This is a genomic window from Candidatus Eisenbacteria bacterium (genome assembly GCA_035712145.1).
Taxonomy (GTDB): Bacteria; Eisenbacteria; RBG-16-71-46; order RBG-16-71-46; family RBG-16-71-46; genus DASTBI01.
The window spans coordinates 1-21,524 of the sequence record DASTBI010000252.1; the positions used below are offsets into that span (position 1 = coordinate 1).

The 21,524-nt window shown below is 68.0% G+C and carries 19 protein-coding genes; 3 read left to right on the forward strand and 16 right to left on the reverse strand.

The genetic code is table 11. The features are described from left to right. Positions 1-300: 300 nt before the first annotated feature. The 8 genes from VFQ05_17380 to VFQ05_17415 all read right to left on the reverse strand — a co-directional run bounded on the left by VFQ05_17380 (position 301) and on the right by VFQ05_17415 (position 6,426). On the reverse strand, positions 301-987 hold the full coding sequence (locus VFQ05_17380) for a TonB family protein (protein HET9328542.1): 687 nt from the start codon (positions 985-987) through the stop codon (positions 301-303). Positions 988-1,013: 26 nt separating this feature from the next. Then, positions 1,014-1,508 carry a biopolymer transporter ExbD gene (locus VFQ05_17385; protein HET9328543.1) on the reverse strand — a complete coding sequence of 165 codons (495 nt, stop codon included), beginning with the start codon at positions 1,506-1,508 and terminating at the stop codon, positions 1,014-1,016. A 15-nt stretch (positions 1,509-1,523) separates the two neighbouring features. Then, a complete protein-coding gene (locus VFQ05_17390; protein ID HET9328544.1) occupies positions 1,524-2,021 on the reverse strand; it encodes a biopolymer transporter ExbD in 498 nt (165 codons plus the stop codon). A gap of 12 nt (positions 2,022-2,033) precedes the next feature. Next, positions 2,034-2,777 carry a MotA/TolQ/ExbB proton channel family protein gene (locus tag VFQ05_17395; protein HET9328545.1) on the reverse strand — a complete coding sequence of 248 codons (744 nt, stop codon included), beginning with the start codon at positions 2,775-2,777 and terminating at the stop codon, positions 2,034-2,036. Between the two features lie 154 nt (positions 2,778-2,931). Continuing rightward, complete coding sequence (locus VFQ05_17400; GenBank protein HET9328546.1) at positions 2,932-3,279, reverse strand: STAS domain-containing protein; 348 nt, start codon at positions 3,277-3,279, stop codon at positions 2,932-2,934. 6 nt (positions 3,280-3,285) lie between these two features. Further along, positions 3,286-3,636 (reverse strand): STAS domain-containing protein, encoded by a 351-nt coding sequence (locus tag VFQ05_17405; GenBank protein HET9328547.1) that lies wholly within the window; start codon positions 3,634-3,636, stop codon positions 3,286-3,288. Positions 3,637-3,638: 2 nt separating this feature from the next. Beyond that, positions 3,639-5,462 carry a tetratricopeptide repeat protein gene (locus tag VFQ05_17410; protein HET9328548.1) on the reverse strand — a complete coding sequence of 608 codons (1,824 nt, stop codon included), beginning with the start codon at positions 5,460-5,462 and terminating at the stop codon, positions 3,639-3,641. A 1-nt stretch (position 5,463) separates the two neighbouring features. Continuing rightward, positions 5,464-6,426, reverse strand: coding sequence for a substrate-binding domain-containing protein (locus VFQ05_17415; protein HET9328549.1), 963 nt, complete (start codon positions 6,424-6,426; stop codon positions 5,464-5,466). A 403-nt stretch (positions 6,427-6,829) separates the two neighbouring features. Here VFQ05_17415 and VFQ05_17420 point away from each other — a divergent pair, with 403 nt between their 5' ends. Beyond that, positions 6,830-8,374, forward strand: a complete 1,545-nt coding sequence (locus tag VFQ05_17420; GenBank protein ID HET9328550.1) for a hypothetical protein — start codon at positions 6,830-6,832, stop codon at positions 8,372-8,374. Between the two features lie 10 nt (positions 8,375-8,384). On the opposite strand, the gene asnS is transcribed toward VFQ05_17420, so the two are convergent. Then, positions 8,385-9,731, reverse strand: coding sequence for an asparagine--tRNA ligase (asnS, locus tag VFQ05_17425; protein ID HET9328551.1), 1,347 nt, complete (start codon positions 9,729-9,731; stop codon positions 8,385-8,387). A 156-nt stretch (positions 9,732-9,887) separates the two neighbouring features. Here asnS and VFQ05_17430 point away from each other — a divergent pair, with 156 nt between their 5' ends. Both VFQ05_17430 and VFQ05_17435 read left to right on the forward strand, forming a co-directional pair. Beyond that, positions 9,888-11,807 carry a tetratricopeptide repeat protein gene (locus tag VFQ05_17430; GenBank protein HET9328552.1) on the forward strand — a complete coding sequence of 640 codons (1,920 nt, stop codon included), beginning with the start codon at positions 9,888-9,890 and terminating at the stop codon, positions 11,805-11,807. A gap of 7 nt (positions 11,808-11,814) precedes the next feature. Beyond that, a complete protein-coding gene (locus VFQ05_17435; protein HET9328553.1) occupies positions 11,815-12,897 on the forward strand; it encodes a DUF4388 domain-containing protein in 1,083 nt (360 codons plus the stop codon). A gap of 28 nt (positions 12,898-12,925) precedes the next feature. On the opposite strand, the gene VFQ05_17440 is transcribed toward VFQ05_17435, so the two are convergent. From VFQ05_17440 to nadB, 7 genes are all read right to left on the reverse strand, one after another. Further along, positions 12,926-13,990, reverse strand: a complete 1,065-nt coding sequence (locus VFQ05_17440; protein HET9328554.1) for an HAD family hydrolase — start codon at positions 13,988-13,990, stop codon at positions 12,926-12,928. Continuing rightward, complete coding sequence (gene waaF / locus VFQ05_17445) at positions 13,987-14,970, reverse strand: lipopolysaccharide heptosyltransferase II (GenBank protein HET9328555.1); 984 nt, start codon at positions 14,968-14,970, stop codon at positions 13,987-13,989. The genes VFQ05_17440 and waaF overlap by 4 nt, the downstream gene beginning before the upstream one ends. Positions 14,971-15,007: 37 nt before the next feature. Next, positions 15,008-16,453 (reverse strand): proline--tRNA ligase, encoded by a 1,446-nt coding sequence (proS, locus tag VFQ05_17450; protein ID HET9328556.1) that lies wholly within the window; start codon positions 16,451-16,453, stop codon positions 15,008-15,010. Positions 16,454-16,522: 69 nt separating this feature from the next. Then, positions 16,523-17,563, reverse strand: coding sequence for a glycosyltransferase family 9 protein (locus VFQ05_17455; protein HET9328557.1), 1,041 nt, complete (start codon positions 17,561-17,563; stop codon positions 16,523-16,525). After that, positions 17,563-19,440, reverse strand: a complete 1,878-nt coding sequence (locus VFQ05_17460; protein ID HET9328558.1) for an ABC transporter ATP-binding protein — start codon at positions 19,438-19,440, stop codon at positions 17,563-17,565. Before VFQ05_17460 ends, VFQ05_17455 begins: the two co-directional genes overlap by 1 nt. Before the next feature lie 7 nt (positions 19,441-19,447). Then, positions 19,448-19,840, reverse strand: coding sequence for a Minf_1886 family protein (locus tag VFQ05_17465; GenBank protein ID HET9328559.1), 393 nt, complete (start codon positions 19,838-19,840; stop codon positions 19,448-19,450). A gap of 61 nt (positions 19,841-19,901) precedes the next feature. Beyond that, positions 19,902-21,521: an L-aspartate oxidase gene (gene nadB, locus VFQ05_17470; GenBank protein ID HET9328560.1), complete on the reverse strand. Its 1,620-nt coding sequence runs from the start codon at positions 21,519-21,521 to the stop codon at positions 19,902-19,904. Between the last annotated feature and the right edge of the window lie 3 nt (positions 21,522-21,524).

Here is a 21,524-nt window from a genome sequence, read left to right on the forward strand (position 1 = left end):
GGGAACCACCATTGCTTCTGAACCTTGAGCCCCGCCCATGCCCCACCGGGGTTGGTGAAGACGGCGATGGCGCGGGCGAATGGAGACATCCTGGCATCCGCGGCCGGCACGGCCTCGGCGGTCGAAGGAGACTGGGTGACCTCCATGACGACCTCCTGGGGAGGGGGAACGAACGAAGGCCTTGAAGCCGACGGACTATACGCGCGTGCGTCCAAGGGCTCAACGCGCGCGGACGGGCGCGGAAAAAGCGCCGATCGGCGCGGCTCTCTTCGGGTTGCCGCGGGCTGAGGCGAGGACCTGCTAGTTCAGCGAGAAGCGGACCGGGACGGCCACCCAGACGGCCACGGGCTTGTTGTTCGAGAGGGCGGGCTTGAAGACCCACTGCTTGACCGCATTGACCGCGGCGTCGTTCAGCATTTGGCCGTCGCTCTTCATGACCTTCACGTCCTTGACCTTGCCGTCCTTGCCGACCAGAGCCTGGAGCTGGACGACGCCGCCGATGCCGGCTGAGCGGGCCAGCTCAGGGTAGACCGGAGGGACGCGAGTGATCACCTCGGGCAGCTCCTCGACGTAGACGTAGTCGCCGAACTTCGGCAGCGCATCGTCGTCGGGCGGTGCGACCACGAGCTGCTCGCCTTCCGTCGCCGGACCAGGAGCGCTCTGCGCCAGCTCCTCCTGCGAGGCGATCACCTGCTCGGGAGGCGCTTCGGCATCGGGAACGGGCACCGGGATGGCGACCGAAGGCGGCGCCACCGGCTGCGTGATCGCCACTTGCGGCGGCGGCGGCTTGTCGGTGAGCGGAGGCGGAGCGGCGAGCTCGCGGTACGGGACCACCACCACCTTGGTCTCGTGAGGCCGCATGCGCATGAACGTCGTGGTCCCGAACGAGAGCAGGAAGAGGAGCAGCCAGGCCGCGCTCCCGATGAGGACCCCGCGGAACATGTACTTCCGCGCGACTTCCTTGAGCTCGGGCGCCCCGTAGGGCATGAACTGGAAAAGTGCCTCCGCGGGTTTCACAGCGTTTCGACCTCCTGGCGCTGCTGGTCCTCGAGGGTCTGCAGCGAGAACCGCGTCAGGCTGGCCAGATCGAGCTCGTCGATGACGTCGACCATGTTGCTGAACTTGGCCTGGCGGTCGATGCGAATGATGACCACTTTGTCCTTGCTCGCCTTCCAGGGCTTGAAGACGCTCACCAGGTCCTTGATCTCCGAGCGGGCCCAGGGATCCTCGGCGTTGCGCCAGTAGGCGCGTCCGTCCTGCAGGATACGCACCTCGAGCACCTTCGAGATTCCGATGTCGACTTTCACGTCCTCCTTGGGCGGCAGGTTGATCTCGAGCGCCTGCGGAGTCCGGAAGACCGTGGTGACCATGAAGAAGATGAGCAGGAGGAACGCCACGTCCACCATGGGCGTCATGTCGATGCGAATGCCGACGCGTCGCTTGGGACGGCGGAAACCACCCTTGCCTTTCTTCTTATGTTCTCTTTGCGGGACGTCTACTGCACCCATCGACGCTCACCTCCCTCAATGGCCCGTCGTCTGCTGGCCGCCGAACAATCCGGCGCCGCCTTCGAGCTCGGTCTGGACGTTGAAACGCGGGGCGTTGGCGGCCTGCAGCGCCGACATCATGTCGGCCATGATCCCGTAAGTTGCGTCCTTGTCCATCTTGACGATCATGCGGGCCGCGGGATTCGCGGTGCGCGCCCGGGTCAGCACCCCAGGGAGATCGCTCTTCACGGCTTCCGGGGGAAGCGTTTGCGACACCTCCTGGCCCCCGGCGCGATAGATCACGCGGACCGCGGACGCCATGCCGTTCTCCGGCTTGGGAGCCGTCACCGCGAGCGTGATGATGTCCGACTCCGGTGACTTGGCCTCGGAGTTCGACTCGGGAAGCGTGATCTTGTCCTTCTCAGGCGGCTTGAACTGGGTGGTCAGCATGAAAAAGATCAGCAGGAGAAACGCGACGTCGACCATCGGAGTCATATCGATGGCGATGCCGATACGACGCATCTTTTTGAGCATTGCGTCTCTCTCCTACCGCTTCTCGGTGCCCGCCGTCGCCGTGAGCAGCTGCACGGTCTCGTACGAGGCCTCGTCCATCATGTAGTTGAAGCCGTCCACCTTGGTCACGAACACGTTGTAGGCCACGATGCCCGCGATCGCCGCGAACAGGCCGCCGGCGGTGTTGATCAGCGCCTCGGAGATCCCGATCGCCAGCTTGCCGGCGTCGACGGCGCCGGTGTGCCCGAGCGCCGCGAACGAGCGAATCATTCCCAGCACCGTGCCCAGCAGGCCGATCATCGTCGCGATCGAAGCGATGGTCGAAAGGGCGATCAGGTTGCGCTCGAGGAGCGGCACTTCGAGGCCGTTGGCTTCCTGGATGGCGGCCTGGGTCTCGGCGATGATCTTCTCCTTGTCCGCGCCCTCGGCCCTGAGCTGCTGATAGCGCTCGAGGCCGGCGCGGATCACGTTGGCGGCAGAACCGCGCTGCTCGGCGCACAGCTTGATGGCGCCATCCACGTCTCCGTGATGCAGACGCTTGCGCACGTTGTTGAGGAAGTCGGGAAGCGGCCCGCGGCCTTGAGCCTTCTTGAGGCTCCAGAGCCGCTCGATGATGAACGCCGTCTGGAGGATGATGAGCATGATGAGCGCAGCGACCAGATAGCCGCCCTGCTTCATCTGCTCCCCGACCTCGCCCAGGACCGGCAGGTACCAGTAGATCCCGAACGAGACCACGGCCGCGAGCGCGAACCCGGCAGGGACGATATAGCGATTCATCTACTCTCCTCCTTGTTTCGACGCTGGGCCTGGGCCGCCGCGCCATCGAGTCTCGAGGGGGCAACTCGTGTCCCCCCGGGCTCGGTTCGGCTCGGCCCGGCCGCCGAGTTCGTACCGGAACGAAAACGCCTCCGATCCGCGCGGAACGAAGGCTCTAAGACTCCACCGCGAAGGACGCGACCGCCGCCTCTTCGGTGTCGTGATGATCGAAGACCATGATCAGCTTCGTCATGGTGAACAGATCCTTCAACCGCTTCCCGAGTCCGCACAGCTTGATCTCGCCGCCGCGTCCCCGGTAATTCGTGTAGCCGCGCATCAACACGCCGATGGCGATCGAGTTGAGGGCCTGGCAGTCCTTCAGGTTGAGCACCAGACGCGTATTGCCGCTCGCCGCCTCGTCGAGAATCGCCTTCTGAAGATCGTCGGTCTCGCGGTCCCCGAAAAAGCTGCCCTTCAGGGCCAGCACCGTCACCGTCCTGAGCTGCTTCCTCTGGATCCCCACCGGTCGTCAGACCGACTTGGTTTCTGCGAAGCTCGCGATCGCCTGATCTTCGGTCGGGAACACGTCGAAGACCAGCGACAGCTTGGTGATGACGAAGATGTTCTCGATGCGCTTGTCCACGCCGCACAGCTTCATCTGCCCCTGGCGGCGCGTGTAGTTGGCGTGCGCCGAGATCAGCACGCCCAGCGCCGTCGAGTTCAGGTGCTGCGTCTCGCTCAGGTTGATGATCAGGTGCTTGTTGCCGGACTCGATGTGGTGCTTGATCGCAGCGTCGAGCTCCTCGGTCTCGTCCCCGCCGGTGAGGTACCCCTTCGGGTAGAGGACCACGATGCTCTCCACTTGGCGCTGCTTCAGCATGCTCAACCTCCCTTGCTGCTGGCCCCAACCGCGCCGCTCAGAACCTTGACGCCCTTGGTCGCTTCGGGCTGGTTCGGATCTATCGCCAGCGCCTTTCGATAAGCTTCCATCGCCTTTTCGCGATTACCCGAGTTCTGATGGCCCTGCCCCAGCCACACCCACGCCTGCACGTACTGGGCGTCGAGCGCGACAGACCGCTCGAGGTGCTGGATCGCCCCCGGCCAGTCCTTTTCCAACAATCGATAATAGCCCAGCTGAGCCCGTGCCTTGCTGGCCGACTTGCTGGTGTCGTCCAGCGCCACCGAGCGCTGGAAGGCGACCTGCGCGTCCGTAATGTTCTTCTGCTGGTCCAGCACCACGCCCAGCCAGAAGTAGCGGTCAGCCTTCGTGGTGTCCAGGGCCGTGGACTTCTTCAGCGCCTCGACCGCCTCGGGGTACCGCTTCAATTGATTGTTGGACAAGCCCGTATAGAAGTAAGCCTCGGAGCTTGGCGGGTCAAGCGCGTTTCGCTTCTGGAACTGGGCCAGGGCGCCCTCGAAGTCCTTCTGCCGGAACCTGAGCTTCCCCCGCTCGTTCATGGCGACCTTGGCCGCGGAGCTGGTCGAGTCGTGGCTCAGGATGTTGGCGTAGATCGAGTCCGCGCGGGGCACATTGCCTTGAATCGCATACATCTGCGCCACCAGCAGCTCGTCCTTGGGCAGCTTCTCGCTCAGCTCGTAGTACTGGACGGCCCTGGTCCAGTCGCGCTTCTCGGCCATGACCCGGAAGAGCATCGAGTAGAGCTCCTTGTTCTTGTCCCCCAGCTGCTCGGCTTTGAGCATCGCGGTGATCGCCTCGTCCCTCATCTTGAGATTGGCGAGCGTCCGGCCGAGGAGACTCCATCCCTTGGGGTCCTGAGGCGCCAGCTGGGTGTAGCGCTCCAGCGGAATCCTGGCCTCGGGATAGCGTGACGGGTCGTGTGCGCCCGCGCGGTAGAGCAGGCTTCCCAGCGACAGCTGCGCCGGAGCGAAGTCGGCATCGCGCCGCGCGATCCACCGGTACTGGTCGAGGGCCTGGTCATAACGCTGGTCGTACTCCAGCGCCTGGGCGAGCGAGTAGCGAAGCTCGACGTCGCTGCTGTCCAGGTCGACCGCCGCCTGCGTCTCGAGCACCGCGAGCGACCAGGTGCCACGTTGGATGTAGAACTCGCCGAGGGCGCGCCGCACCTCGGGATCCGTCGGCGCTTCTTCGCGCGCTCGCGTGAAGTACACGCCCGCGGCGCGGAGCGAGTCGCGCGCCACGGCGGCGCCGCCGAGCGCGACGAGGAAGCGCGGACGCCACTTCGGCCCCCACTTGAGTCCTTCGTTCAACGCTGTGGTCGCTTTGGCGAACTGCTTGGTCTTGACGTAACAGTCCCCGAGGCCGAGCTGCGCTTCCGGAAACTTGCGATCGAGACTCACGGCCTTCTCGAACATCGGGATGGCTTCCGCGCACTTGTCCTGGCGGTGGTACACCTCGCCTTCGCCCCAGAAGGCCAGGGCGAGCGTGGGATCCATCTTCTGAGCGGTCTTGAACGCCTCGAGCGCCTTGTCGTACTGGCGGCGTCGCAGCCAGACTTGACCGACGCCGGCACGCCCCGCCGCCAGGCCCTGCGACGAAGCCTTCTCGAAGGACTTCAACGCCTCGTCGTAGCGACCCGCCTGCAGCGCCGCGCGCCCGTCCTTCAGATCGTCGGCGCGGATGACGCCGGGTCCCGCGACCAGTCCCACACCCATCGCGAGCAGCAGGAGTGCGCGCCGGGTTCCATGCGTGGAGAGTGTGCGGTTCAGGGTTCTTTCTCCTCTCATATCAGTGCGCTCCCTTCAGTGGGGAGCGTCGAACGAAGCGCACCGGCACCGAGGTCGGCAGCAGTCCCGCTTCGTGGACGATTCGTTGGCCATCCGAGCTGGTCACGTACGTGATCAGACCGTGCGCCACACGTGGACCGTTGCTGCGCACGTAGAAGCTCAGCGCGCGCGTCAGCGGATAGTCGCCGTCGTAGACCGCCTCCAGGTCCGGCTTCCAGTAGGGCAGTCCGGTGAGCGCCGACACGCGGAGAGTCTTGGCGCCGTGCTCGGCCCAGGCCAGCGAGACGAAACCGACTCCACCCGGCCGGGCGCGCACCTCAGCGACCGCCAGGGAATCGTGATCCACGAGCGCCACCCGCGTTTGCACCGGTTCTCCGTTCATGACCTGTTGCACGAAAAACTCCGCTAGATCGGACTTCGGGTCCGGAAACACAGGTTCGATCGCACGATCCGGGCCACCGAGATCGGACCAGTTGTGGATCTTGCCCAAATAGATGCGTTTGAGATCGTCCAGGGCCAGGTTCTCCACCGGATTGGCCGCATGGACGATCACCACCACCGCGTCTTTGGCAAATCGATAACCTTCCAGCTCCAGTCCGCCCCGAGCGGCCGCGGATCGCTCCTCGGTCTCGAGCTCCCGGGAGATCACCGCCAAGTCGCTCTCCGCGGCGAACAATGCCCGGATCGCCTCACCCGATGGGCGCGTCGTCACCTGTATCCTGGCCTCCGGGTAGAGCTTCTCGAAGGCGCTCTTCTCCCGATCGATGATCGTCCTGGCTTCCGCCGCGCTGGCCACCGAGATACGCCCCGAGGTCAGCGAATCTTCCACCGGCGCCGGATTCGACTTGGAGGAACAGCCCTGGATCCAGGCGGCGATGAGCAAAAGCCAGACGGAATGGAGACGCAGACGACGGCGCCCACCCGAGCCCGGGAAGTCGAAGTGCGCGAAGTCTAGAAATGACATGAGGTCGATGTCAATCCGTCGCCTCGAAGGAAGCCCGGGAAAGGGCCGGACGGTAGGCGGCGTCTCGAGACCTGTCAAGAAACAGCGGGGCCTCTGGCCTGGTGAAGTTTGCTTGCCACACATCGCGGCGATGCATAGACTGCCCGGCCGAGTCGGTGGTTCCCGGTTTTCGTTTGTTCGGGAGTCCAGAGGTAACTCACGTCTCATCCTTGTCGCCAGTCATCTCGCTCGTGCGTGGGCTGCCGTTCGCCTCTCGCTGGGGCAGATCTGGGCTCCCCTGATTACAAGGCCGCGCTTCAGATCGTCGCGCGCTCATCGCGACGGCTGTAATAGGAACCCCGGTGTCCGCGGCTTTCGTGGCGCCGGGGTTCTCCCTTTTCCCCTCCTTTCGAGGCCGCCGCGCATGACCAGGCGATCGAGCCCGAATCGTCGAACGCCTCAACCCGCGCGAAAAGAGCCGGCGCCTTCTCATGCCACCGCCGCGCCGTTCCGATGGCCCACGCTCGGCGACCTGCTCGACCCCCGCGCGCCTTACCTGATCCCTGCCGCTCTGCTCCTGATCACTCGCATCGGTCTCGCGCTGTACATCCCGTTCGCGGCGGAAGACGCCTACATCACCTTCCGCTACGCGCGGAACTTCGCCAACGGATTCGGGCTCGTCTTCAATCCCGGCGAGCACGTGTTCGGCTTCTCCTCGCCGCTCTGGACTTTGTGGCTCGCGGTGGGCATCAAGCTCGGCGCTCCGCCGGTGCCGTGGGCTCGCCTCTCCACGCTGGCATTGGAGGTCGTCGCCCTCGTCGTCGTGACCACCATGCTGCGGCGCGCGTTCGGCAACCGCTCGGCGTGGTGCTTCGCCTTCTTCTTCGCGGTCTGGCCGTACTTCGGGGCCGCATCGGTGTCGGGCATGGAGAACCAGGCGATGATCGGCCTCATGGCGCTGGCTGCGGCGTGGTGCGGCGCGAAGAATCCCTTGTCCGGCCTGGCACTCGCCGCCCTCGCGCTCATGAGACCCGAAGGGATGGTGGCGAGCGCCATCGTGGCCGGCTGGGCGCGCTGGCGCGATCGATGGATCGCCATCGGACTGGTCGGAGCGGCGGTGATTGCGCTCGCGGTCTACTTCGGCAGTCCGATCCCGCAGAGCCTCATCGCCAAGTCCCAGATCTACGGAACCCCGGGACCGTGGGCCGGACGGCACTGGTGGGAATGGATGTCCCCGTTCACGTTGTTCCGATTCCCCCAGATCAGCGACACCGGCCATCTCTTCCTGCTGGCCGTCGTCGCGGCGCCCTCGGCATGGATCGGCGCCCGGGCGCTGTGGACGGAGCGATCGCAGCCGTTGGCGAGCTTCATCGCCGCGGGGCTCGCGGTGTGGCTCGGATACTCGCTGCTCGGAGTCGCGTACTTCTGGTGGTACCTGGCCGTGCCCCTGGCGGCGCTCGGAGCGCTGGCGGCGGTCGGGTTCCCGCGCGTGTCTCATGGGCGCGCGCTGGAGATCAGCACGGGGCTCCTCGTCGCCGGACTGTGGACCGTGGTGCCCAATCTCTATCTGGGCCGTGCGCAGTCCGAGTACCTCGGCTTCGGAAGAGTCGCCAACTTCCTCCGGGAGCGTGCGCAACCGGGGGCGAAGGTCTTTCTCGAACCGATCGGGATGGTGGGCTTCAATGCCCCGGTCCAGATCGTCGACGAGGTCGGGCTCGTATCGCCGCAGGTGGCCGCGCGCCGCATGCAGGGTCCCGGCTGGTATGCCGACGTCGTGAGCCGGGAGCGTCCGGACTGGCTGGTGGTGCGGCGCGGAGTCGTGACCGGGGGCCAGGCGTTCGCCGGCGCGGGCGCACCATTCCGGAGTGCGGAGGAGCGGGCGGCGGTGTTCGGCGCTTACACGACCGAAGCCGTGGCAGACACGGTTGCCGGCGCCAACATGCTCCTGGTGATGAGCCGGCGCCGCTGACGCGGCGCGGTCAGGGCTTCAGCCGGTAGAGCATGCGCGGGAATGGAATCGTCTCGCGCACGTGCTCGAGCCCCGCGATCCACGCGAGCGTTCGCTCCACGCCGATCCCGAAACCCGAGTGCGGGACCGTGCCGTAGCGGCGCAGGTCCTTGTACCACTCGAAGGCTTCCTGCGGCAGGCCATGCTCTTCGATGCGCCGGGTGAGCAGCTCGAGCGACGCCATGCGCTGGCCACCGCCGATGATCTCGCCGTAGCCCTCCGGCGCCAGACAGTCGCACGACAGACAGAGCCGGGGATCGCCGGGGTCGGGCTCCATGTAGAACGCCTTCACCGCGGCGGGATAGTGGGTGACGAGCAGCGGCCGGTCGTGCTCGCTCGAAAGCACCGTCTCGTCCGTCCCGCCGAAGTCGCTCCCCCACTCGAAAGGGTGGCCTTTGTCCGTCAGGCGCCGCGCGGCGTCGTTGTAATGCATGCGCGGGAAGGGCGATTGCACCTTCTCGAGCGGAGCCGTGTCGCGCTCCACCAGCTTCAGATCCTCACGGCGCACATCGAGCATTCGCCCCACGGTGTACACCAGCAGACGCTCCATCAGCCTCATCACGTCCTCGAGCGTGGCGAAGGCCCACTCGGGCTCCATCATCCAGAACTCGATGAGGTGTCGGCGCGTCTTGCTCTTCTCCGCGCGGAAGGCGGGGCCGAAGCAATACACCTTGCCGAGCGCCATCGCCGCGGCTTCGGCATAGAGCTGGCCGCTCTGCGTCAGGTAAGCCTTCTGGTCGAAGTACTGAGTCTCGAACAGAGTGGTCGTGCCTTCGCAGGCGTTGGGCGTGAAGATCGGCGAGTCGACGAGCAGGAAGCCTTCCTGGCTCATGAAGTCGCGAAAGGCCTGAACGATCTCCGCGCGCAGCCGCAACAGCGCCTGCTGGCGTGGCGCACGAAGCCAGAGATGGCGATGATCCATCAGGAAATCGGTGCCGTGCTCCTTGGGCGTGATGGGATACGGCTCGGCCAGCCCGACGAGCTCGATCCCGGCGAGCCCCATCTCGACCCCGCCGGGCGCGCGCGCATCCGCTCGCAAGTCCCCGACGACGATGACCGATGACTCCTGGGTCAGCTGCTCCCCGGTTCGCCAGTCCTGCTCGGAGACGTCCTTGGCAGAGGCGACGCACTGCATGACGCCGCTGCCGTCACGCACGACGACGAATTGGATCTTGCCGCTGGAGCGCCGGTGCGCCACCCACCCGCGCACCTCGACCCGCTGGCCGACGTAACGGCTCGCGTCGGCAATCCGGATCCATGGACGAGACGAAGCGGAAGGTTCGGGCGGGGCGGCGGAGCCTTCGAGCGAGGGTTCCATGCGGATTCCGTGGGGTAATGGCCGGCCCGATCGGGCGAAGTCGCAGTAAAGGCGAGGCATTCCCACGCCGATAACCGCCCTGAGCGCCGGCAAGTTACGGATGGCTTCCATACCCTGTCAAGAGACGTGACCTCGACGACCAACAGGAAGTTGCGCGTGCTGGGGACGGTCGCAGTGTTGATCGTGGCCCTGGCGCTCTGGGCCGCACCGCGGGGCCTCTCGCCGGCACACGCCGACGACCAGGCCGAGGCGATGGGCGGCGGGGCTTCGCCACCGGCGAAAACCGAGCGCCCCCTGCCCGACTTGCGCGACCTGGACCAGTGGCTCGCTCAAAAGGCTCAGTCCCAGCAAGTGGCCATGCCGAGCGAGGCGCGGCTTGCCTATCGCCGCGGGCTCATGGCCTGGAAGTCTCACCAGGAGGCGCAGGCAGTCAGTCTCATGCGCGGCGCCGCGAACCTCGATCCCTCGTTCGTCGCCCCCCACCTGACGCTCGGATGGTGGTTCCTCACGCGTGAGCCGAGCCAGACCCTGCTGTCGTGGGCATCGCTTCTCCATCGACTCAAGGAAGACTTCACGCTCCAGCTCGAGCTCAGCGCCAACGCGATCTTCTTCGCGTTGCATGCGCTGTTCTTCGGTCTCCTGATCGCGGCCATGATCCTGGTAGGTCTGCACCAGCACGAGCTTCGGCACCTGTGGAGCGAGCGGCTGGGCCTTGCGCTGGCTCCGCGCAGCGCGGCCATCTGGTCCTGGGTGTTCCTGGCGATGCCGTTCGTGCTCGGCCTGGGCGCGGCACTGCCCGCGCTCGTGATGCTCGCCATGATCTGGCCGATGCTGAAGGTGCGCGAGCGCATGGTGTTCGTGGCACTGGCGCTCATGGTCGGAGCGGCGCCGCTCGCGCCAACGCTGCTCGGCCGTCTGGCTCTCCCGCTGCGCGAAAGTGGCGCGCCGTTCTACGGGGTCGCGGCTCTGGGTCAACGCGACTATTCGTCCGAGGAGCACGAGCGGGTCGCGCGTCTCGCGACGGAGCACGAGGACAGCCCCTATCTCCAGTTCGCGCACGGATGGCTGGCGCGGCGCGCCGGCGACCTGGACGGCGCCGAAAAGGCCTACCGGCGCGCACTCGAGATCTGGCCCGCCAGCGACGAGGCGCTCAACAACCTCGGAAACCTGCTGGCGATGCAGGGACGCTTCGACGACGCGCTCGCCAGCTTCCAGAAGGCGACCGAGGCCGATCCGCGAAATGCCGCCGCGTTCTTCAACGCCTCGCAGGTGCACACGCGGCTGTTCGACTATCGCGCGGCGAGCGATGCGGTCGCCCGGGCCTCGGCGCTCGACTTCGAGATGGTCAAGACGTATCAGGCGCGCTCCGGCGAGAGCGGCGACCTTCCGCTGGTCGACCAGTGGATCGACCCGCCGGCGTTCTGGAAGACGCTGCTCGACACGCCCTCGAGCGCAGTCGTTCCCGCCCTGCCGGTGGCGTGGCGCGGAATGATCGAGACCTCGGGGTGGCCGTTCGCCATGGCCGCCTTGTTCCTCACGCTCTTGTCCCTGGGGCTCGGTCTGTGGTGGCAGTCGAAGATGCCGCTGCGCAGCTGCTCGAACTGCGCCAGGCCGGTCTGTCGCCGCTGCGCGCAGCGTCTGCGTGAAGTTGCGCTGTGTCGCGATTGCTCGGCCATCGCGGCGCGGGCGGAGAGTGGAGAGTTCGGCCGCGTCCTGCTCCTCGGGCGCCGCCGCAAGATCGAGCGCCGCCGCTCGATCGTGCGCACGCTGGGGGCCGGCCTGATCCCGGGCCTTGGACTGCTGGCGCGCCGGCGCGTCTTCAGCGCACTGGTGCTGCTGGCGGCGAGCGCGGATCTCGTGAGCCGCTGGCTCGACCTCCAGGCGCCGTATGCTCTCGGCATCCAGCTCGCGCGAGGCGTCGGGCCGAGCTGGGGACTGGCGGCGGGCGCGGTGGTCGTCTACACCCTCTCGGTCATCGGCTACCTGACGAGCCCGGATCCCGACGCTCCCACGCTGCGTGTCAGTGCCGCTCGCCAGGGCCCGATCACCGAGCGTCCGGCATCGCGGGCGGCCTGAGGATCCCATGGCTCTGCAAGGCAACCTTCGCGACTTCTCGGTGACCGAGATCCTGCAGCTTCTCGGGAGCCAGAAGAAGAGCGGCTGTCTCAAGCTCGAGTGGAACACCGAGCGGGCCCAGATCCATGTCACCGACGGCCGCATCACCGGAACGCGCTCCCCGGGGATGAAGTCCGAGGATCCACTGCTTCACTTCCTGCTCAAGGTGCACCGGCTCTCCGACGAGCAGCGCCGCGGCCTGCTCAGCATTCACAAGGAGTCGAACCGCGACCTCGAGGACTTGCTGGTCAACGGACGCTACCTCGAGTCGGACGAGCTCAAGGCATTCATCGAGCGCCAGATCCTGAACGACCTGATGCGGATCGTGCGCTGGGAGAGCGGCAGCTACCGCTTCGAGCCCAAGGAAACCTGGCCCACGCCGCCGCTGGTGCGGCTCAGCATGGAAGGCGCGCTGATCGAGGCTGCGCGACGCGTCGACGAGCAGAAGCGGTTCATCGGCAAGTTCAAGAACCCATACGACCTCCTCGGAGTCCGCGATCTACCCGATCCCGACGAGCCGCTGACCGAGGAGGAGAAGGAGCTGTTCGGCATCATCGACGGCCAGCACACCGTGGCCGAGGTGGTCGAGGCCGCGCCGCTCGCCGAGTACGAGGCCTACGAGGCCCTCGACCGCATGCTCGACGCCAACTGGATCGAGGTCGTCGGCCGGCGGGAGCCCGGGGCCGGCGACGCCGCTCGCCGCATCCTGGCGCCTCCCCCGGCTCACACCTCGGTGCCGCGCGAGGTGATGGTCGCGGGCCTGGTGCTGGCGGTTGCGGTGGGACTCCATTTCGGCGCGCGCGTGCTGCAGGAACAGCGTCAGGATCCCGAGCCGGCCAACGATGTATTCGCGGCGGTGCAGGTGGAGCAGCTCCGTTCCGCACTCGACCTCTACCGGCGCGAGAACGGCCGCTACCCGAAGTCGCTCGGTGCCCTGGTGGACGACGACTGGGTCGGCGACGAGCAGACTCGCGTCCGCGGCTACAAGCTCGGCTACCAGCTCGAGCGCGGCGGAGACAGCTACCGCATCACGCTGGATCCCGATCGCTAGTCTCGCCTCAGGTGTCCCTGGTTCGCCGTTACGGCGCGGCGGCGTGCGCCAGGATCCAGTCCGCCGCCGCCGACAGGTCGTCGCACACCGCGTCCGGCGCTTCGATCGGCGTCCCCTCCCGCTGCTCCTCATCTCGCCCGTAGCCGGTGCGAACCAGGAGCCCTCGGGCGCCGACTCGGTGGCCGGTCTCCACGTCGAGCCGCTTGTCGCCGATCATGTAGGAGTCCCGCAGGGTGAGGCCGAGATCCTCCGCCGCGCGCTCGAGCAGCAGGCTCCCCGGCTTGCGGCAGGCGCAGCCGGCTTCGGGGCGATGAGGGCAGAAGTAGATGCCGTCGATCTCCACCCCTTCGGCGCGGAGCCGCCGCCTCAGCCGCGCCATGGCGTCGTAGACGCGGGAGATCGAGAACAGACCCCGGCCCACGCCGGACTGATTCGAGATCACGACCAGCGCGAGACCCGCGGCCTGCAGATGGCGCAGCGCCTGAGGCACACCGGGAAGGATCTCGAGGTCCGCGGGATCGGACAGATAGCCCACCTCGCGCACCAGGGTCCCGTCGCGGTCGAGAAAGGCCGCCGAGCGTGACGCCCGGCTGCGCTGGCGAGCCAGAGCGCGCTCGCAGGCGCGCTCGAGGATCTCGGTGTCTCCGTGGGCGGCGTCCGGTGTCTCGGCCGGGAGCTCGTCGGACCACAGCGCCAGGTGCTCGAAGGAGAGTCCCGAAGGCCGCTCCTGAAAGCTCGGCGCCTCCCCCGGCTCGACCAGGCCTTGAGGGTGCAGGCTCGACCACATGAACCGCTCGAGCCAGCTCCACGACGCGACGCGAGCGTGCTCGAGGGCCAGCACCTGACAGAACGCGCGCGCCTGCCACCCGAGCAAGGCGGGGCGCAGCGGGCTTCCGGCATCGCTCACCACGACGTCGGCCTTCCACGTCCAGAGGTCGCGGTCGCTCTCCACCGGCCGCAGATCATCGAGCGCGCTGGCCGGCGCCCAGGGCCCGCGCCACAGGACCTGATGCCCGCGCAGGGCCAGCCCGGCCGCAGCCGTGAGAAGGCGGCTCGAAGGGTTCCCGCCATCGGCGACGACCAGGATCCTCACGCGGCCACGACCTCGCAGGCGCGTTCCACCGCGGCCACGTCGACGGCCTGCAGGCAGCGGTAGCCGATCTGGCAGGTGCGCTGGAAGCACGGCGAGCACACCGGCGCCCTCTGGACGACGGCGGTCCTGGGACCGAGCGGCGCAGTCCAGGCGCTGCTCGTCGAGCCGAAGACCACCACCGTCGGCGCTCCCGAAGCGGCGGCGAGGTGACCCAGACCGGAATCGTTGGTGACCGTGACGCGGGACAGCGAGCAGAGCGCGAGCTGCTCGGAGAGCGAAGTCTCCCCCGCGATCGCGTGAGCGCCGGTTCCGATCGCCGCCGCGACCGGCTCCGCCGTCTCGCGATCCTCGGCCGAGCCCGCCACCAGGACCGCATGGCCTCGTGCGCGCAGGCGCTGGCCGAGCGCCACGAAGCGCTCCGCGGGCCAGCGCTTCGCCGGTCCGTACGCGGCGCCGGGACCGAGGATCACGGGCGCTTCGCCGCCCGCGCCGAGGCGCCTCAGTCGCGCGGTGGCCAGCGCCAGACCCTGCTCGCTGGGGCGCAGGATGGGCAGCCGCGAGCGGCGGGCGCCCAGGCGCTCGCCGAGATCCAGGTACTCCTCGCTCAGATGACGCTCTCCCCGGGCCGTGCGTCGGATCGCGTCGGTGAGGAGCCAGGAGCGCAGCTCCGCGGCGAAGCCGACGCGCCGCTTCACCGCAAGCCGCCACAGGGTCCACGCGCTCGAGAACGACGGCGGCAGGATCACGGCGGCGTCGAAGCGCTGTCCCTGGAATGGACTCGCGGCGTCACGCCCGCTCACCAGCACGTCTCGAGTGAGGAAGCGGTCCCAAAGCCCTTCCTCTTCGAGCAGCGGCGCCGCCGGCGTTCCGATCGCCCACACCTCGGCCTCGGTGAAGGACGCGCGCAACGAATGGAGCAGCGGGCGCGACATCAGGAGATCGCCGAGCCAGTTCGGCAGCCGGACGAGGAGGCGTCTCACGCGCGGAAGACGTGTCCGAGAGCTCGGACCGATCCTCTCAGTATGCCTTGGCGAAGAGCGCCACCGGCTGACCCGCCGGAGCGAATCCGGCCCACGGCGTCTGGTCGATCGGCACGCAGCGAAGCGTGGCGCCGGTGCGCTCCTTGATCTCCGCCTCGAGCTTCGCGTCTCCGCTCCACGGAACGGCGAGGAAGCCGCGCTTGCCGGCGAAGTGGGCCTCGATCTCGGCCAGCGTCCTCGCCGTCGCCGTATTTTCCGCCCGGAACGCGGCCGCCGCGGCGAAGAGTGCTTTCTGGATCTCGTCCAGCAGCGCCGGCAGGCGATCGGGCAGGCGGTCGAGCGGAATGGATTCCTTGGCGCGGTTGTCGCGGCGCACGCTCATCACCGCGCCGTTGGCCACATCCTTGGGCCCGATCTCCAGCCGCACCGGCACGCCGCGCAGCTCGTGCTCGTTGTACTTCCAGCCCGGCGTGTACTGCTCGCGATCGTCGACCAGGACGCGCACCTCGCCGGCGAGCGCTTGGCGCACGCGCGCGACGTGCTCGGAGACGGCCGCCTTCTCCTCCGGCTTGCGCCAGATCGGGACGATGACCGCCTGCACCGGCGCCACACGCGGCGGCAGCTTCAGCCCCTGATCGTCGCCATGAGTCATGATCAGCGCTCCGATCAGGCGCGTCGTCATTCCCCACGACGTCTGGTGCACGAACTGGCGCTTGCCCCCTTCGTCCTGGAACGTGATGTCGAACACCTTGGCGAAGTGCTGGCCGAGGTTGTGCGACGTTCCCGCCTGGAGCGCCTTGCCATCCCGCATCAGGGCCTCGATGCAGTAGGTCATCTCGGCGCCGGCGAACTTCTCGGCCGCGCTCTTGGGTCCGGCGTGCACCGGAATCGCCAGCTCGGTCTCGACGAAATCCCGGTAGACGTCGAGCATCCGAAGGACCTCTTCCTGGCATTCCTCGGCGGTGGCGTGGGCGGTATGCCCCTCCTGCCACAGGAACTCGGTGGTGCGCAGGAAGAGCCGGGTGACCTTCTCCCAGCGCATGACGTTGCACCACTGGTTGATGAGCACCGGGAGGTCGCGATAGGACTCGATCCAGCGGGAGTACATGCGGCCGATGATCGCTTCGCTCGTCGGACGGATGGCGAGCCGCTCCTCCAGCTTCTCGCTGCCTCCGTGGGTGACCCAGGCGCACTCCGGCGCGAAGCCTTCGACGTGATCGGCCTCGAGCTGCAGCAACGACTCCGGGATCAGCATCGGGAAGTAGGCGTTCTGGTGTCCGGTCGCCTTGATGCGCTGGTCGAGCAGCCGCTGCATGTGCTCCCACAAGGCATAGCCGTAGGGACGGATCGCCATGCAGCCGCGCACCGGGGTGTAGTCGGCGAGCTGCGCCTTGCGGACCACCTCGGTGTACCAGCGCGCGAAGTCGTCGCTCTGGTCCGTCAGCTCTTCGACGAACGTCTTCTTGTCCAGGACGTCGCTCAATTGCACCTCTCCATGAGAATGGGCGCAGGATTATAGGCGGGGCTTCCGACCCTCACAAGCGCGTGCGGCTCACCGGCGTGAAGCGAGCGCGGACGCGACCTGTTCGGCGCTGATGCCGACCATGCAGCGGAAGTGTCCCCGCGGGCAGCGCTCGCGTCCGTGCAGGGTGCATGGCTGGCAGCGCTCGTGCCGGCACAGGACGACATGCCCATCGCCCGCCGGCGCGAAACCGAGCTCGGGCGCCGTGCTCCCGAACATCGCCACCACGCTCAGGCCACGAGCCGCCGCGACGTGCATCAGGCCGCTGTCGCTCGACACCGCCCCCGCGGCGCGGGACAGGACGGCGGCCATGATGGCGAGCGGCTCGGTGCACCAGCGTGCGGTGGGCGTCGCCGCGACGCGTGCGGCGAGGGTGGCCATCGCCTGGCGCTCGGATTCCAGCGAGGCATACAGCAGCGTGCGGCCGGATGCGGTGAGCCGGTCGTGGAGCTCGATCCAACGCTCCTCGGGCCAGCGCTTGGTGAAGTGACGCGCTCCGGGGAGCATCGCGACCGGCTTCGACGCGGGACTGAAGCGCGACATCCACAGCTCGGCACGCCGCTCCGCCTCTGGCCCGGCGGTCATCTTCGGCGGGCCAGAGGCGGAGATCTCCAGAGGACGAAGCGCGGCGTCGTAGCGGTCGAGCGCATGGGACGGGAGCGGGCGGCGCAGCGCGCGCGCGTGCACCAGCGCGGCACGGGCCCAGCGTTCCGACCTCGCGCGCAGCACTGGCGCCTTCTGCCGGAACGTGAGCACGCGCGTCCGCGTATTGCCGTGGAGATCGACGATCAGGTCGCAATCCTCGAGCTCGGCGCTCATCGAGACCAGGTCCTCGAGGCGGCGCGCGTCGCGTTCCAGCCGGCGGACATGAGTCACCGCGGGGTCGAACTGGACGACGTCGGCGAACTCCTCCTTCACCCAGTACGTCAGCCGTGCGGCGGGAAACGCGCGCGCCAGTGCGTGCACGACCGGCAGCGTGAGCACCACGTCCCCGAGCGAGGAGAGCCGCAGCACCGCGATCCGCTGAAATCCTCCGAGCGGGACGTTGAGGAGTCGCGGTCGCGCGACCATCAGGCGACGAACTGCAGGTCGTAGAGCCGGCGATAAAGGCCCTGCTGGTCCAGCAGCTCGTCATGGGTTCCGGTCGCCACCACGCGCCCCTTCTCGAGCACGACGATGCGGTCGGCATGCTGCACGGTGGAGAGACGGTGGGCGATCACCAGCACGGTGCGGTCGCGCATCAGCCGCTCGAGCGCCTCCTGCACCAGGCGCTCGCTCTCGAGATCGAGCGCCGAGGTGGCCTCGTCGAGCAGCAGGAGCGGCGGATTCTTGAGCAGCGCCCGGGCGATCGCCAGACGCTGGCGCTCGCCGCCGGACAGCTTCACGCCGCGCTCGCCGATCACCGTGTCGTAGCCCTGAGGCAGCGCGGTGACGAAAGCGTGCGCGTGCGCGGCCGTGGCAGCCGCGCGGATCGCGTCGTCGCCGGCTTCGACGAGTCCATAGGCGATGTTGTTGCGCACCGTGTCGTGGAACAGGATCGTTTCCTGGGTGACGATCCCGAGCTGGGCGCGGAGGGAAGCCAGCGTCACCTCGCGGAGGTCGACGCCGTCGAGGGTGATCCGGCCCGCGGCGGGATCGTAGAAGCGCGGCAGGAGGTCCATCGCCGTGCTCTTGCCCGAGCCGCTCGAGCCGACGAGCGCGACCACTTCGCCGCGGCGGATCTCGAACGACAGGTCGTGCAGCACCCTGGGCCCTTCGGAATAGGCGAAGGAGACGCCTTCGTAACGGATGCGGTCGCGCAGCGCCGGCAGCGAACGCGCGCCGGGCCGGTCCTCGACGTCCGGCTTCGTGTCCATGAGCTCGAACAGCCGCGCGGCTGCGGCGATGCCTTGCTGAACGTTGGCGCTGACCTCGGCCAGGCTCTTGGTCGGCGAGATGGTGGTGAGGAGCGCGGTGACGAACAGGACGAATTGGTGCGGTGCCAGCGAGTGATTCACGAAGATCTCGCGGCCCCCGTACCACAGCATCGCCACGGCCACCAGCACCAGCGCGAACTCGCTGAAGGGACGCGCCGCGAGCGCGATCCGGCGCATGCGCACGAACGACTGATAGAAGGCCTGGTTCGCGCGCTGGAACTTCTCGACTTCGAAGGCCTCGGTTCCGAAGGCGCGCACCACGCGCGCCCCCGTGATGCTCTCCTGCAGGATCGCGGTCAGGTCTCCCATCCGCTCCTGCGTGCGGGTCGAGCGACGCCGCATGGTGCGGCCGATCCGGCCGAGCAGCAGGCCGGCGGCGGGAATCACCAGCAGCGCCAGCAGGGTCATGCGCCACGAGGCGTAGAAGGCGAGCCCGAGCGCCCCGATCAGCGTGAGCAGGTCCTTCCCCATCGTGCTCACTCCCGATGCGAGCGCGTTGCGCAGGTACTCGACGTCGTTGGTCACCCGTGAGATCAGACTTCCGGTGCGGCGCGCGTGGAAGAAGGAGAGCGAAAGACGTTGGAGCTGGCGCTGAAGGTCGTTTCGAAGGTCACGGATGGCGGCCTGCTCCACGAGCAGCACGAGGTAGCTCTGGAAGTAATCGGCGAGGTTCTTGAGGAACAGCACCACCAGGATGAAGAGGCAAATGCGCTCGAGCGCGACCAGCGGCCGGACGTGGAGGATGGAGCGCTCGATTCGAGCGCGCAGGATGGCCGGCCAATGCGCGAGGTTGTCGAGCCGCATCGGCTCCTGGGCGCGAGCCAGCGTCCGTGCCGGATCCGACGGCGCGGCTCCCGGAAGCCCCTGCACCTGCCCCTGGCCGGGGCGCTCGAACAACACCTGCATGAACGGCGAGACCAGGCTGAGGGAGACCGTGGTGGTCATGGCGTAGACCACCATGCAGAGGATCGCGGCCAGGAGCCGCAGACGATACGGAGCGAGGTACCCGAGCAGCCGCCGATAGATGCTCACGGAAGAGTCAGCCCGAGACGTCCGAAGTCGGATCCACGGCCAGCCGTCGCATGAGGTCGGGACCGTGGAAGTCCTCGCGCCGGTCCTCGGGGAGTGCGCTCAAGTGTCCCGATTCGACCAGCTGGAACACCAGCTCGCCCACGTCGGCGGCCGTCCGGAGCCCCCATTCGTGGAACACCGCCGGAGCCATCGGTCCAAATTCGGCCCGCGCCAGAGCGATCACGCTCTCGAGCAGCTCCGCTCCGCTGAGATGCCGGCGGATGGGGTCGACCCGGCGCTCGGGAGGCAAGGCCTGCGCGGCATTCACGAGCGCCGCGCTGACGAATCCATACGCTTCCCGCCGGTACCGCGGATCGGCGGAGCGAATGTGGTCGACAAGATCCCAGAGATCGTGGGTCATGTGGATGGCCTCGCCGTGCCGGACGAAGTGTACGGACTATAGGGGGCGCCGGCGCGGGCGCTCAAGTGCGTCGCCTGCGCGGGCTCCTCGCATGTGCGCGCAGACGGGTCGGACGCTGAAAGCTCCGCACCGGGCGGGGATGGTCGAGGTTGAAGTGGAGTCCGCGGCTCTCGCGTCGCGCGCGCGCGCTCTGGACGATGAGGCTTCCGACCAGGGCGACGTTTCGCAGCTCGACCAGATCCGGCGAGAGGCGCAGCGTGTCGAACGCGTGCTCCGACTCATCGAGCAGCAGATCGAGATGTCGTGCCGCCTGCACCAGGCGCTGGTCGGTGCGCACGATGCCGACCAGGTCCCACATCGCGCGGCGCACCGCGTCCCAGTTGTGGTCGAAGACCACGGTCTCGAGCGGCGGCCGGGTGCCGCGGGCGCTCCACGGCGCGGGCCGCGGCGGCTTGGAGACGGCCTTGACCCTGCGCGCCGCCTCGGCGGCGGCGTGGTGCGCGCTCACCAGGGCTTCCAGCAGCGAATTGCTCGCCAGCCGGTTGGCGCCATGAAGCCCGGTGCACGCGGTCTCCCCGATCGCCAGCAAACCGCGGAGGCTGGTGCGTCCCGACAGGTCGGCCGCAACACCTCCGCACATGTAGTGCGCCGCCGGCACGACCGGGATCGGCTCGCGCGTCAGATCGAAGCCGTAGGTGCGCAGCGTGGCCGCGATGTGCGGGAAGCGCGAGAGGACCCAGCGCGCCGGACGGTGGCTGATGTCGAGCGTGACGTAGGGCTCGCCGCGTCGCTTGAGCTCGCGGTCGATTGCGCGCGCCACCACGTCGCGAGGCGCCAGCTCGGCGAGCTTGTGGACGCGCGGCATGAAGCGGGTGCCGTCGAGCGTGCGCAGCACCGCGCCTTCGCCTCGAAGCGCCTCGCTGAGCAGGAACGATTTGGCTTTGGGATGATACAGGCACGTCGGGTGGAACTGGACGAACTCGAGATTGGTGAGCACCGCGCCGGCGCGCCAGGCCATGGCCAGTCCGTCGCCGGTCGCGACGTCCGGATTGGTGGTGTACAGGTAGACCTTGCCGCATCCACCGGTCGCCAGCACCGTGACCTTGGCGGTGATCGGCTCGATCCTCCCCGTGCTGCGCTGCAGCACGTAGGCGCCCCAGCACGCGTCCGCCTGGCTGCCGCCGCGCCGCGGTGTGAGCCGTGACTCCAGCAGCAGGTCGACCGCCAGCCGGTCCTCCACCACCTGGATGCGCGGATCGTTGCGCACGCGGTGGAGCAGCGCGGTCTCGACCGCGCGGCCGGTGGCATCGGCGGCGTGGACGATGCGGCGCCGGCTGTGGCCTCCCTCCCGGCCCAGGGCGAAACCGCGCGCCGTGCGACTGAACGGCACGCCCCACGACGCCAGCTCCCTGACGCGCTCGGGACCTTCCTCGACCACCGCCTTCACCACGTCCGGGTCGCAGAGCCCGGCGCCGCACCGCAGGGTGTCCCGGCGGTGCGACGCGAAGCTGTCCGTGCCGTCGAACACCGCCGCGATCCCCCCCTGCGCGTACTGCGTGTTCGATTCGGCTTCGCCCTTCTTGGTCACCACCAGCACGCGCCCATGCCGCGCCGCCTTGAGCGCCAAGGAGAGACCCGCGAGCCCGCTGCCGATCACCAGGACGTCGCACTCGAGCGCCATGTC

Coding starts and splice junctions, on each gene's coding strand:
- VFQ05_17395 (HET9328545.1), bottom strand. CDS start 2,777: ATGAATCGCTATATCGTCCCTGCCGGGTTCGCGCTCGCGGCCGTGGTC.
- VFQ05_17455 (HET9328557.1), bottom strand. CDS start 17,563: ATGGTCGCGCGACCGCGACTCCTCAACGTCCCGCTCGGAGGATTTCAG.
- nadB (HET9328560.1), bottom strand. CDS start 21,521: ATGGCGCTCGAGTGCGACGTCCTGGTGATCGGCAGCGGGCTCGCGGGT.
- asnS (HET9328551.1), bottom strand. CDS start 9,731: ATGGAACCCTCGCTCGAAGGCTCCGCCGCCCCGCCCGAACCTTCCGCT.
- VFQ05_17410 (HET9328548.1), bottom strand. CDS start 5,462: ATGAGAGGAGAAAGAACCCTGAACCGCACACTCTCCACGCATGGAACC.
- VFQ05_17380 (HET9328542.1), bottom strand. CDS start 987: ATGCCCTACGGGGCGCCCGAGCTCAAGGAAGTCGCGCGGAAGTACATG.
- VFQ05_17415 (HET9328549.1), bottom strand. CDS start 6,426: ATGTCATTTCTAGACTTCGCGCACTTCGACTTCCCGGGCTCGGGTGGG.
- VFQ05_17420 (HET9328550.1), top strand. CDS start 6,830: ATGACCAGGCGATCGAGCCCGAATCGTCGAACGCCTCAACCCGCGCGA.
- VFQ05_17435 (HET9328553.1), top strand. CDS start 11,815: ATGGCTCTGCAAGGCAACCTTCGCGACTTCTCGGTGACCGAGATCCTG.
- VFQ05_17385 (HET9328543.1), bottom strand. CDS start 1,508: ATGGGTGCAGTAGACGTCCCGCAAAGAGAACATAAGAAGAAAGGCAAG.
- VFQ05_17405 (HET9328547.1), bottom strand. CDS start 3,636: ATGCTGAAGCAGCGCCAAGTGGAGAGCATCGTGGTCCTCTACCCGAAG.
- VFQ05_17390 (HET9328544.1), bottom strand. CDS start 2,021: ATGCTCAAAAAGATGCGTCGTATCGGCATCGCCATCGATATGACTCCG.
- VFQ05_17465 (HET9328559.1), bottom strand. CDS start 19,840: ATGACCCACGATCTCTGGGATCTTGTCGACCACATTCGCTCCGCCGAT.